Origin of the sequence: Pseudobutyrivibrio sp., assembly GCF_017471675.1 — a bacterium.
Lineage (GTDB): Bacteria > Bacillota > Clostridia > Lachnospirales > Lachnospiraceae > Pseudobutyrivibrio.
In genome coordinates, this window is sequence record NZ_JAFUSK010000077.1 from 42570 (window position 1) to 53587 (window position 11018).

12 protein-coding genes are annotated in these 11018 nt (G+C 37.9%); 11 read left to right on the forward strand and 1 reads right to left on the reverse strand.

Features of this window, described 5'->3' with window-relative positions:
• Positions 1 to 45 precede the first annotated feature (45 nt).
• The 11 genes from IJ535_RS12495 (at position 46) to IJ535_RS12545 (ending at position 9630) form a co-directional block, all read left to right on the forward strand.
• Positions 46 to 258: a helix-turn-helix domain-containing protein gene (locus IJ535_RS12495; RefSeq protein WP_294303538.1), complete on the forward strand. Its 213-nt coding sequence runs from the start codon at positions 46 to 48 to the stop codon at positions 256 to 258.
• Between the two features lie 537 nt (positions 259 to 795).
• Positions 796 to 2214: an AAA family ATPase gene (locus IJ535_RS12500; RefSeq protein WP_294303540.1), complete on the forward strand. Its 1419-nt coding sequence runs from the start codon at positions 796 to 798 to the stop codon at positions 2212 to 2214.
• Positions 2215 to 2219: 5 nt separating this feature from the next.
• Positions 2220 to 2402, forward strand: a complete 183-nt coding sequence (locus IJ535_RS12505; protein ID WP_294303542.1) for a hypothetical protein — start codon at positions 2220 to 2222, stop codon at positions 2400 to 2402.
• Positions 2403 to 2464: 62 nt separating this feature from the next.
• On the forward strand, positions 2465 to 2986 hold the full coding sequence (locus tag IJ535_RS12510; protein ID WP_028242886.1) for a helix-turn-helix domain-containing protein: 522 nt from the start codon (positions 2465 to 2467) through the stop codon (positions 2984 to 2986).
• Positions 2976 to 3710: a DUF6036 family nucleotidyltransferase gene (locus tag IJ535_RS12515; protein ID WP_294303546.1), complete on the forward strand. Its 735-nt coding sequence runs from the start codon at positions 2976 to 2978 to the stop codon at positions 3708 to 3710. Before IJ535_RS12510 ends, IJ535_RS12515 begins: the two co-directional genes overlap by 11 nt.
• 82 nt (positions 3711 to 3792) lie before the next feature.
• Positions 3793 to 4488, forward strand: a complete 696-nt coding sequence (locus IJ535_RS12520; protein WP_294303548.1) for an IspD/TarI family cytidylyltransferase — start codon at positions 3793 to 3795, stop codon at positions 4486 to 4488.
• A complete protein-coding gene (locus tag IJ535_RS12525) occupies positions 4466 to 5476 on the forward strand; it encodes a galactitol-1-phosphate 5-dehydrogenase (RefSeq protein ID WP_294303550.1) in 1011 nt (336 codons plus the stop codon). The genes IJ535_RS12520 and IJ535_RS12525 overlap by 23 nt, the downstream gene beginning before the upstream one ends.
• 17 nt (positions 5477 to 5493) lie before the next feature.
• Complete coding sequence (locus IJ535_RS12530; RefSeq protein WP_294303552.1) at positions 5494 to 6459, forward strand: sugar phosphate isomerase/epimerase family protein; 966 nt, start codon at positions 5494 to 5496, stop codon at positions 6457 to 6459.
• Positions 6460 to 6566: 107 nt separating this feature from the next.
• Positions 6567 to 8150 carry a glucose-6-phosphate isomerase gene (locus IJ535_RS12535; RefSeq protein WP_294303553.1) on the forward strand — a complete coding sequence of 528 codons (1584 nt, stop codon included), beginning with the start codon at positions 6567 to 6569 and terminating at the stop codon, positions 8148 to 8150.
• Between the two features lie 141 nt (positions 8151 to 8291).
• A complete protein-coding gene (locus tag IJ535_RS12540) occupies positions 8292 to 8990 on the forward strand; it encodes a hypothetical protein (RefSeq protein ID WP_294303555.1) in 699 nt (232 codons plus the stop codon).
• A 4-nt stretch (positions 8991 to 8994) separates the two neighbouring features.
• Complete coding sequence (locus IJ535_RS12545) at positions 8995 to 9630, forward strand: YesL family protein (protein WP_294303556.1); 636 nt, start codon at positions 8995 to 8997, stop codon at positions 9628 to 9630.
• A gap of 23 nt (positions 9631 to 9653) precedes the next feature.
• On the opposite strand, the gene IJ535_RS12550 is transcribed toward IJ535_RS12545, so the two are convergent.
• Positions 9654 to 10463 (reverse strand): hypothetical protein, encoded by an 810-nt coding sequence (locus IJ535_RS12550; RefSeq protein ID WP_294303557.1) that lies wholly within the window; start codon positions 10461 to 10463, stop codon positions 9654 to 9656.
• Positions 10464 to 11018 lie beyond the last annotated feature (555 nt).

The window sequence follows — 11018 nt, forward strand, 5'->3', positions numbered from 1 at the left end:
TATACAATGAAAAGGTAAATATAGCCGTACGGCTAAGAGGTGTTTATGAAAGTAACAGATTCAAATTCATTTGGAATAGCAATAAAAAACAAAAGAAAAAAACTAGGGTATACGCAGAAGTATATTTCAGAATTTACGGGAATAAGTGCAAGCTTTTTGTCTGATTTGGAAAATGGAAAAAAGACTATTGAATTAGACAAGGCTCTGAGAATAGCAAATCTATTAGGGCTTGATGTTGAGTTGAATGAGAGAGGGTAATATATTCCACCCTTCCTGCCGATATAAAGAATATAAAACAAAAGAATTGATTCTTTCGGCAGGAAGACCAAATCTCCGTTGGGTGATTTGACAAAGGTCAGGTTGGCTGACGCGAAGGCACAGCAGAAGGACAATTCAAGAAAGGAACTAAATAATGACATTATCAGTATTCGCTTAAGAGCTGCTTTTTGACTTCTGAATGAGGTTGAGAGGCAGCTCGTTTTATGCCATGCGTGTAAAGAAATTAATTAGTTAACAAAACGTGTGCCAGCCTCCATAATATGTCTAAGGAGATATTTCTATGTCAAATGAGCGTAATGCAGGGCGTAAGCCAAAAATCACTGATGAACAATTAATTGAATAAAATCATTTCCCGCCATGAATCAGGGGGAAACGTTTCAACTTTACATAATCTCGTGTTAAAATAGAGATTAAGTAAAGTTGAAACGAAAGAACATATTGAAATCAACCTAAAAACGTATTAGAATCTACTTAAAGATACAAAATAATCGAGATTAAGAAGAGTTGAGGGCTAATATGATAATAGGAAGAGAAAAAGAACTTGAAATATTAAATTCAACACTGCAAGACGATTATTCTCATTTTGTAGCTATTTATGGCCGTAGAAGAATCGGTAAGACTTTCCTTATCAGAGAGGCTTTTAATTATAGATTTACTTTTCAGCATGCGGGATTATCAGAAGGGGGACTGAAAGACCAACTATTTGCTTTTGAGTCATCTATAAAAGATGCTGGTGGCAAGCCTGAAAAGAAAAGGAAGAATTGGTTAGAAGCATTTGAAGACCTTAAAGATGTAATTCGAAACTCAACAGAAAAAAAGAAAATTATATTTATTGACGAGTTATCATGGATGGATACCCAAAATAGTGATTTGATGGTAGCTCTAGAGAATTTTTGGAATGGCTGGGCTTCAGGTAGAAGAGATGTGGTTTTAATAGTATGCGCTTCTGCTACATCATGGATGCTATCAAAAATAGTTCATAATAAAGGTGGTTTGTATAACCGATTGACCGAGCAAATACATCTCCAAAGTTTTACATTATCGGAATGTCGGGAATATGTACAATCTAAAAATTTAGTACTGACGGAAAGTCAGATACTTCAGTATTATATGATTTTTGGTGGCGTACCTTTTTATTGGGGATTTTTAAAGAAAGGCCTAAGCCTACCACAAAATATCGATGAAATACTTTTTGCGAAAAACGCACCTTTAGCAGATGAGTTTAAATACTTGTATTCATCAATATTTAAGAAGCCAGAAACATATATAAAAATTATCGAGACATTGGCTACCAAAAAAGTCGGGATGACTCGTGAAGAGATAATTGCAAATTCGGGAATTGCAAATTCAGGAGATTTGACCAAAAAACTTGAAGAACTTGAGAGCTGTGGTTTTATTAGAAAATACGATTCTTTTGGGATGAAGAAAAAGAATGCTGTTTATCAATTGATTGATAATTATACGCTGTTCTATTACCAGTTCCTTAAGAACAAGCCTTCTGATGAAAGATTCTGGTCTAACCAGATAAATATGCCACAGATAAATACATGGCAGGGGCTTGCGTTTGAGAGAGTGTGCTTGGAACACATTAGTGAAATTAAAAGTAAGCTCGGTATATCTGGTGTTCAAACAGATGTGAACTCGTGGTATTGTACACGTGATGTAGATAAAGGGATAAATGGTTCTCAGATTGACTTATTGATTGTTAGAAGAGATCAAGTGATAAATTTATGCGAGATTAAGTTTTCTAATTCTGATTTCACAGTAACAGAAAGTGTGGATGAGAGTATTAGAAAAAAAATTGCTGACTTTGTAAATATTACAAAAACAAAGTACGCAATATATCCTACATTAATAACCACATATGGTATGGTTCAGAATTCCTACTCTGGAAATATACAATCGGTTATTACTCTTAAAGATTTATTTACATAGCGGGAGTGAGTACGAAAACAACAGATTCAGTAAGTGATTTAGCGCGGGGGCTAATCGCGTGGTACAACTTTAAAAAGAATGGAAAAGCACTTCTAATTACAGGGAACTTCCCTGCCTTTGAGGTGCTTTTTTCTGTATTTGAGGATGTGGGAATGCATATCGGACGAGCTGGAAAAATCACTGCTTGAGAATAACTAGCCTCTTGTTATTATAACGGTTAACCGATATAATAACAAGAGGAGGTTGTATCATGAATATTAAAAGATATTTAAAAGAAAATGACATATCCCTTAAAACAATGTCTGAAATCACAACAATTCCTTATACAACACTTTCAGATATAGTTAATGAGAAGGTTGATTTATATGAGTGCAAATACAAGACTTTAAAGAAGCTTTCTTTATTTTTGAAGATATCTATAGATGATTTAGTTTATGAGAAAGAGGACTTTCAAACTTTTAGGAATAATCTTCATCATGAAATAAAAAATAGTGGCCTTCTAGAAGTTGCGGCAGATGTTTTACAGCGAAAACGTATTGATTACTATTATCAGAATGATGATATTGTAAAGGCTTTGTATCTTTTGAGCTTGGTTGACTATGTCTGTAGGATAAATGAAATAGCTCTTTGTGAGGATTATGCCAATTTGCGAAATAAGAAACTTAAGGAACCTTTTTATGTAGGCGATTTAGTTGAAGCTAGTAATCCCAAGTATATTATGGAATTTAAAAATCATAATATCTACGAAGGAGAGTTGACAGATGCAGTATAATTCAGACAAAACCTTAATCACTAATGAAAATGCGTATGGGATATTAAAAGCTTTTGCTAACGAATATAAAAGGCAAAATGGTGAAGCTCCTGCTGAGATAATTATCGTAGGTGGTGGAAGTATAATGCTTAATTATGGCTTTAGAAAATCTACCCAGGATTTTGACATAATGATAAGTGGTGGCGGGACAGACATAAAAAATATTATTCATTATGTTGCAGATAAATATAATCTACCTAATGATTGGATGAATACAGATTTTAAACGCACGATTTCTTATTCTAGCAAGCTAAGGCAGGTATCTTCACATATGTTTTCGTTTAATCATAATTCACTGGAAATAAGAACTGTTAAAGATGAATACCTAATTGCTATGAAAATGATATCGGCTAGGCAATATAGAAATGATTTGTCTGATATTGTGGGAATTTTGTTATTTGCAAAGCAGAATAATAACCCTATAGCCTATAGAACTATTGAAAATGCAATAATAGAGCTTTATGATTCTACAAGGAATATTAAAAGTGAGGTTATAGAAAGAGTAAAAAGATATTCATCAATGAATGAAAGTGAACTTAGTGATGAATATTCAAAGTTAAAAGAAGATGAGAATAAAACCTTAGAAGATCTTCAGGACATAGATAATAAGTATAAAGGTGTAGTGAATGAAGCAAGTGTGGATACTGTAATAGCTGCTTTAAGAAGAAAGGAAAACAAATCTTAAAAATGTTTAGCAGGTAATAGCCACACTTCACCCCAATTTTACATTCCCCCGCTAGACTCCTATTCATAAAGGAGTGAGGCTTATGAATATAGGAATTTTACTAGCAGGAGGATGTGGCAGTCGCATGAAGTGCGATATGCCCAAGCAACTAATAAAGATAAACAATAAGCCGCTTATGTGTTATGCATTAGCGGCTTTTTTGGACTGCAAAATGATTGACCAGGTGCAGATTGTCATCAGTGATGATTGCCTAGAAAAGGTGGCGGATGACATTATTGCCATGGGAAATACTGAGAAAATAATGGGATTTTCAAGGGCGGGCGCCACCAGGCAGGAGTCAATTCTAAACGCCCTAAACGATATGGTGTATAGGATATCAGAAGAAGATGTGGTGGTGATTCACGATGGGGCAAGGCCACTGGCGTCCCAACAGCTGTTTGAAAAATTAATCACATCTATGGAAGGCTGCGACGGAGTAATCCCAGTGCTGCCGGTGAAGGATACCATATATAGATGTGCCGATGGAATCTGGATTGATGAGGCTTTAGACAGAAGTCATCTGGTGGCAGGGCAATCGCCGGAAGCGTTTTTATATGGAAAATATCTAAAGGTCAACAGGCTTTTAGAAAAGCAAAATCGTATATGCGATATCTGTAGTTCCACCGAGGCGGCGATTTTGGCAGGAATGAAAATAAAAATGATTGAAGGTGAAGAGAACAATTTTAAGATTACAACTCAGGAGGATTTGAAACGTTTTGAAAGCATTATTGCTAAGTGATATAGGAAAACTAGAGATACTTGAACGACCTGTGCCACTCCTTGAGTCTAACCATGTGTTAGTAGAGGTGAAGGCTTGCGGCATCTGCGGCTCAGACATCCCACGGGCATATACTGATGGAGCCCATCGTATGCCGATAGTGCCAGGACATGAGTTTGCAGGGGTGGTTAAAGATGTGTCGGCGGATGTGGATAAAAGCTGGCTTAACAAAAGAGTAGGTGTATTTCCATTACTTCCATGCATGAAATGCAGCCAATGTAGAAAACAGCACTACGAAATGTGTGAAAACTATTCCTATCTAGGTTCTAGGACAGATGGTGGTTTCGCAGAATATGTATCAGTGCCAAGCTGGAATCTGATTGAACTACCAGACACTGTAACCTTCAAGCAGGCTGCCATGCTAGAGCCGCTTGCTGTAGTAGCTCACGCTATTAGAAAGCCAGCAGTAAAGCCTAATGACGAGGTCACAGTTATAGGCCTTGGGGCAATCGGATTACTTACAACCATGCTGCTAAAAGAGGTGGGTGTAGATATCGTATATACGATAGGAAACAAATCATATCAGAATGAGTATGCTGCAACCCTTGGAGCCTGTCCTATTACACCAGCGGAAAGTTCATCAGCTGTGGTTTTTGAATGTGTTGGAAGTGAACAATCCTTGCAGCAGGCAATAGAGCTGGCTGCCCCGGCTGGCACCATTGTCCTTATAGGCAATCCAAGGCAGGATATGAACTTGCCAAAAGAAATATATTGGAAGATTTTACGCAAACAACTAAAGATAATAGGAAGTTGGAATTCAACCTTTAACCATGATAAAAACGATGATTGGCACTTTATCCTATCCATTCTTGCCAACCAGGAAAACAAAGATTTTCATCCAGAAAAATTTATCACCCACGAATTCAGTTTATGCAATATCCGGGATGGCTTTGAAATTATGCGATTAAAGCAAGAGCCTTACGTGAAAATCATGATGGTAGCAGAGTAGTAAAAGGGAGGAATTTGATGCACAAAATAGGTATACAAACAGCAAACATAGTAAAGGATGAAGCCCCAAAAGAGGGCTTTAGGCGCATAGCAAATGCTGGCTTTGATTGTGTTGACTTTAGCCTTGATACGTATTTACGATATGAGGAATTTGCACCAGATTATAGCGGCAGATTTTTTGACAAATCCTTGGATGAATTATTTGGATTTTTCACGCCACACAAAAATGCAGCTAAAAGCCTTAATATCAAAATCAACCAAATGCACATGCCCTTTCCCATGTTTGCAACCAATATCAGCCGCGAAGCCAATGAATATATAAGGTATCAGGTTCTGCCCAAATCCTTGGAGATATGCGCCTTCATGGATTGTTCTAATATCGTAGCCCATCTATTCAACCTACCAAACAAGGTTCCAGACAAGACCTGCGCTCTGGAGCAGGAGGGAATTGAATGGCGTGCAAATGCAGAAGTACTTCATGAGCTGGCGCCATTAGCAGCAAAGTGTGGCATTACAATCTGCCTTGAGAATCTGTATAAGCCAGGACAACGTAGGCTTAGCGAAGGCCCGTGCTGCGACCCTGTAAAGCTATCGGCCAGAATCGATTACTTCAATGCCAAATATAAATCCGAAGTTCTAGGCGCCTGCTTCGACACAGGCCACGCCAATCTCACAGATATGGACATGGCATCTTACCTGAAAATCCTTGGCCCAAGGGTGAAGACCTTGCACATCCATGACAATGATTGCATGACTGACCTGCACCAAATTCCCTATACCTTTACCAACACCAGGGACAAAATCTGCAGCACAAATTGGGATGAATTCCTGCGCACGCTTAAGGCTATAGGCTTCACAGGAGTCTTAAGCTTTGAGACAGCTCCAGCTCTTAAGGCTTTCCCTCAGGAGCTTGCAGATGATGTACTGCATTTTATCGCCTCCATCGGAAAATACTTCGCCAAGGAACTGGACAATGCAAAATAAATGTGAAAAAGTGTTCCTATTCCTTGAAATGAAACCTCTTTTATTATAAAATTTTCTCGATATCGTTTTAGTAAACACATTATTCACATAATAAAGGAGTGATCAAAATGATAGAATGGAAGAATTTTGATAAGCTCGAGTCTTACAAGACTCTCCAGGGGCTTAAGAATCAAGTAGAATTAAAGTCTGCAATGGCAGGAGCAAACGGTGCTAAGCGTGTGGCTGAGTACGTAGTTCCAATGTCTAATGGAATGGTTTACAACTTTGCTTCAAAGCAGGTAGACGACACAGTTCTTGATGCACTTGCGAAGCTTGCTGACGAGGCACAGCTTGTAGATAAGTATGCAGCCCTCTACAACGGAGAGGTTATCAATACAGGTGAGAAGAGATTAGTTCTTCACCAGCTTACACGTGGTCAGCTTGGAGATGATGTTACAGCTGATGGCGTTAATAAGAGAGAGTTTTATGTAAAGCAGCAGGAGCGTATCGCTGATTTCGCTAACAAGGTTCATGCAGGTGAAATCGTTAATGAGAAGGGTGAGAAGTTCACATCAGTAGTTCAGATTGGTATAGGCGGTTCTGACCTTGGCCCACGCGCTATGTATCTTGCACTTGAGAATTGGGCAAAGGTTACAGGCACATTCAAGATGGGGGCTCACTTCATTTCAAATGTAGACCCTGACGATGCAGCTGCAGTACTTGCAGGCGTTGATGTTGCTCATTCAATCTTTATCCTTGTTTCAAAGAGTGGTACAACACTTGAGACACTTACAAATGAGTCATTTGTTAAGGATGCCCTTGCAAAGGCTGGCTTAGATGCAAGCAAGCACATGATTGCTGTTACATCTGAGACATCACCACTTGCAAAGTCATCTGATTACTTAGATGCATTCTTCATGGATGATTACATCGGTGGCCGTTACTCATCTACATCTTCAGTAGGTGGTGCAGTGCTTTCACTTGCATTTGGTCCAGATGTATTCGCTAGATTCTTAAATGGTGCAGCAGCAGAGGATGCACTTGCAAAGAATGCTGATATCCGCAAGAACCCAGCACTTCTTGATGCACTTATTGGTGTTTATGAAAGAAACGTACTTGGCTACGAGTCAACAGCAGTTCTTCCATATTCACAGGGCTTAAGCCGTTTCCCAGCTCACTTACAGCAGCTTGATATGGAGTCAAACGGTAAGAGCGTTAACAGATTTGGTGAGCCAGTTGATTACGTTACAGGACCAGTTATCTTTGGTGAGCCTGGTACAAACGGTCAGCACAGCTTCTACCAGTTATTACATCAGGGAACAAACATCATTCCTCTTCAGTTCGTAGGCTTCAAGAAGAGCCAGATGGCAACAGATGTTGTTATCGAAGGCAGCACATCACAGCAGAAGCTTAAGGCTAATGTTGCAGCTCAGATTATGGCTTTCGCATGCGGTAAGGATGATGACAACAGAAACAAATACTTCGAAGGTAACAGACCTTCTTCAATCATCGTAGGCGAGCAGCTTACACCAGAGACACTTGGTGCACTTCTTGCTCACTTCGAGAACAAGGTAATGTTCCAGGGATTCGTATGGAATCTTAACTCATTCGATCAGGAAGGCGTTCAGCTTGGTAAGGTACTTGCTAAGAAGGTACTTGCTGGCGATACATCAGATGCTCTTGCAGCATACGCTAAGCTTCTTGATATCTAATAGCTTAGGCTTCTATTATTAAATGTTTATTAAAAATGGCTATCGCGTCTTGCGGTAGCCGTTTTTTTACGCTAGGATATGTAAGAAAGCCTTCTCCCTGTGGGAGAAGGTGGCAGCGCAGCTGACGGATGAGGGTAAACAATGAATAATTTTACAGACAAAGAACAAGAAGCAGTTAAAAAGACTTGGGCAGGGGAAAAAGCAAAGCTTAAACAGATGTCCTTTGGCGAAAAGCTGGAATACATCTGGGCTTATTATAAGCTACATATATTAGTGGTATTGCTGATAATCGGTGCAATCACCTGGGGCGTTCATCATGCCCTTACCTATGTGGAGTATCGTATTTACGGTATGGTAATTAATTCAGGTCAGTTCAACGAAGAACTAAACACTACTCTTCATGATAAGCTGGGCATGGCTAAGCACGATGGAGTCAACATCACTGCAGACCTATACACAGATGAAAGCGCGAACATGGGCGGCTACGGCAATCGCCTTGATATCTATGTAATGTCTGGTCAGCTTGACTTTGCATTTACAGATAAAGAAGGTGTTGATTATCTGGTAAACATGGGAGCAATTAGAGCCATCGAGGATCTTGCACCAGATTACCTATTAGCTGAGTGGTCAGATGATAAGCTTTACGAAGCCTCAGTTGTTGGAGATGATGGTAACACCTACTCTGGCAATGTGGCTGTTGATATTTCAGATAGCCCAATTCATGAATACTTCGGTTTAGATGATAATATCAATTATCTAGTGCTTGCTGATTTAAGTGGCAGCGAAGAATACATGAATAATTTTTATAAATTACTATATGAAATAGAAAAAGGAGAATAAGGTTTTGGGAAAGTTTTTTAACAGTAGATTTTTTGAGGGAATATCAAAGGCAACAGATGTAATACTTGTGGGACTGTATTTTATAGTATGTTCCTTACATATATTTAAAATTGGAGCTAGCGAAACAGAATTATACTACGCAACACACAAGTGCATCTACAAGGGACGTGGCTACACTACAGAGTTCTTCCACTCATTCAAGGACAACTTTAAGCAGTCCACATTATCCTGGTTAATCTTTATGGTATTGTTTGGAATCCTTGCAGGAGATATTTACATAACCAGAAATTTCATTCCAGCTGATAGCCCAATTGCAGCAGCATCAATCTTCTTTTTAGTGTTGATGGTATTTTCTATTGTTTGGGCAATCTATCATTTCGCTTACATTGCCAGATTTGAAAACAGCTTTAAGGAGTCCTTTAAAGTCTCAGCAATATTTATGATTGCAAACATCGGATGGTCAATTGCAATAGTAGGTGTTGTTGTTCTTGGACTTTTATTAATGTACAGATTCATGATTTTAATCGTGTTTGCTCCAGGATTATTCGCCTGCGCATTTCATCCTATCCTTGAGAAAGTCTTCCGCAAGTACATGTCCGCCGAAGACATCGCCAAGGAGGACGAGGATAAATATTACTAAGAATATTATTTAATAGAGGCATCCTATAGAAGGAATGCCTCTATTTTTTTGTCGACAATGAATGAATCCAGTGGGTCATCGCTTGTTTCAAAAGAAGCAATAAGCTGCTTTCCAGGCCAATAGCCAGCCCTTTCATACATAAATAATTTTAGCAAGTTGTTAACACTGTAGTTGTCATCGTCAGTAAGGCCAAAATGTTCCCAGATAAGAGTCTGCCTTGTCCTCTTGTTTAATACTATGAAATCGGGATATTTTAGATGCTCATTTATAACTAGCTTAGGCTCATAAACATAGGGTATCTCGAAATCTAAAAGTCTATCTGCAATTATTTTCTCAGATTTGGAGCGAACCAGTTCTCCCTTTTTGGTGCAAATACCTTTATCAATTGTATAAGAGTTTTGACTTCCAGGATTTTTATCATACCAATCCTTAATAAAGGTATTGATATCTGGAATAATCGGTGTAATAAGTGATCTTCTTCCAGGATTAAAGGAAAAATAGATGTTATCCATTTCTAAATACAAATCTACATGAATCCCTTTTCTTATTTTATTAATTAATTCCCGCATTCTTTTTGAAACTTTTATCAAATAATCCCTTTGACAAATAGAGGTAATGAAACCTATATTGTCTGCGGATAAATATTGCCCCTTAGTGTCTGAACGGTTCTTGTAGTAATAGAATCTGGGGTACCCCTTACTGCTTTCTAAGCGAATGAAGCCCTTAGGTGCCGACAGTAATTCTTTATCAGCGATATCCATTAGGTTGTTTACGGATACTACTAGTTTGTTCAGGTCTATAACAGGTGTTGATGACATAAAATCTCCTTTCAAAGTAAAAATTAATATAAATATATTGGTAAATTGCAGCAGCAAATCAGGCGAATTCCATTCTTAGAAATGAACTTAAGTGTAAATACTAATTTTGATTTATTCACTTATATGCTATATGTGAATAAGTTAAGTGAAATAGCGAGAATACAAAATTCACTTAAAAACTGATTTTGCTGTTAAGTGTAGATAGATTTTATTAAAATAAACTTAAATGAAAATAGAAAAATCAGCTGTTTGTTAAGTGGAAAAAAAGTTTTAGAGGGAAAAACTTAACAAGCTGCCTTGCTTGGTTAAGTGAAAATATAGAAATGTATATTAAACTTAAGTGTAGCTAAAAAGTTTTAACGTAACTTAAGTGAAAATATTTTTTTCATATAGAAACTTAACAGCAAAATCAATTTTTAAGTGGGAATTGAGTCAAGTCCATATTTGTGTGTAAATTCATCTTTCAGTTAATATTGTATTCCTCAGGCCACTCTCATTTTTATGAGCTCCTTTTGTATTTTATTGAGGTTATCGTAGTACTCCTGCATGTCAAAAAGCCTCTGAGCTACG

What these genes read in the sequence shown, in the direction of transcription:
- IJ535_RS12530 (WP_294303552.1), top strand. Translation starts at nt 5,494, where the DNA reads ATGCACAAAATAGGTATACAAACAGCAAACATAGTAAAGGATGAAGCC.
- IJ535_RS12515 (WP_294303546.1), top strand. Translation starts at nt 2,976, where the DNA reads ATGCAGTATAATTCAGACAAAACCTTAATCACTAATGAAAATGCGTAT.
- IJ535_RS12495 (WP_294303538.1), top strand. Translation starts at nt 46, where the DNA reads ATGAAAGTAACAGATTCAAATTCATTTGGAATAGCAATAAAAAACAAA.
- IJ535_RS12500 (WP_294303540.1), top strand. Translation starts at nt 796, where the DNA reads ATGATAATAGGAAGAGAAAAAGAACTTGAAATATTAAATTCAACACTG.
- IJ535_RS12535 (WP_294303553.1), top strand. Translation starts at nt 6,567, where the DNA reads ATGATAGAATGGAAGAATTTTGATAAGCTCGAGTCTTACAAGACTCTC.
- IJ535_RS12520 (WP_294303548.1), top strand. Translation starts at nt 3,793, where the DNA reads ATGAATATAGGAATTTTACTAGCAGGAGGATGTGGCAGTCGCATGAAG.
- IJ535_RS12510 (WP_028242886.1), top strand. Translation starts at nt 2,465, where the DNA reads ATGAATATTAAAAGATATTTAAAAGAAAATGACATATCCCTTAAAACA.
- IJ535_RS12540 (WP_294303555.1), top strand. Translation starts at nt 8,292, where the DNA reads ATGAATAATTTTACAGACAAAGAACAAGAAGCAGTTAAAAAGACTTGG.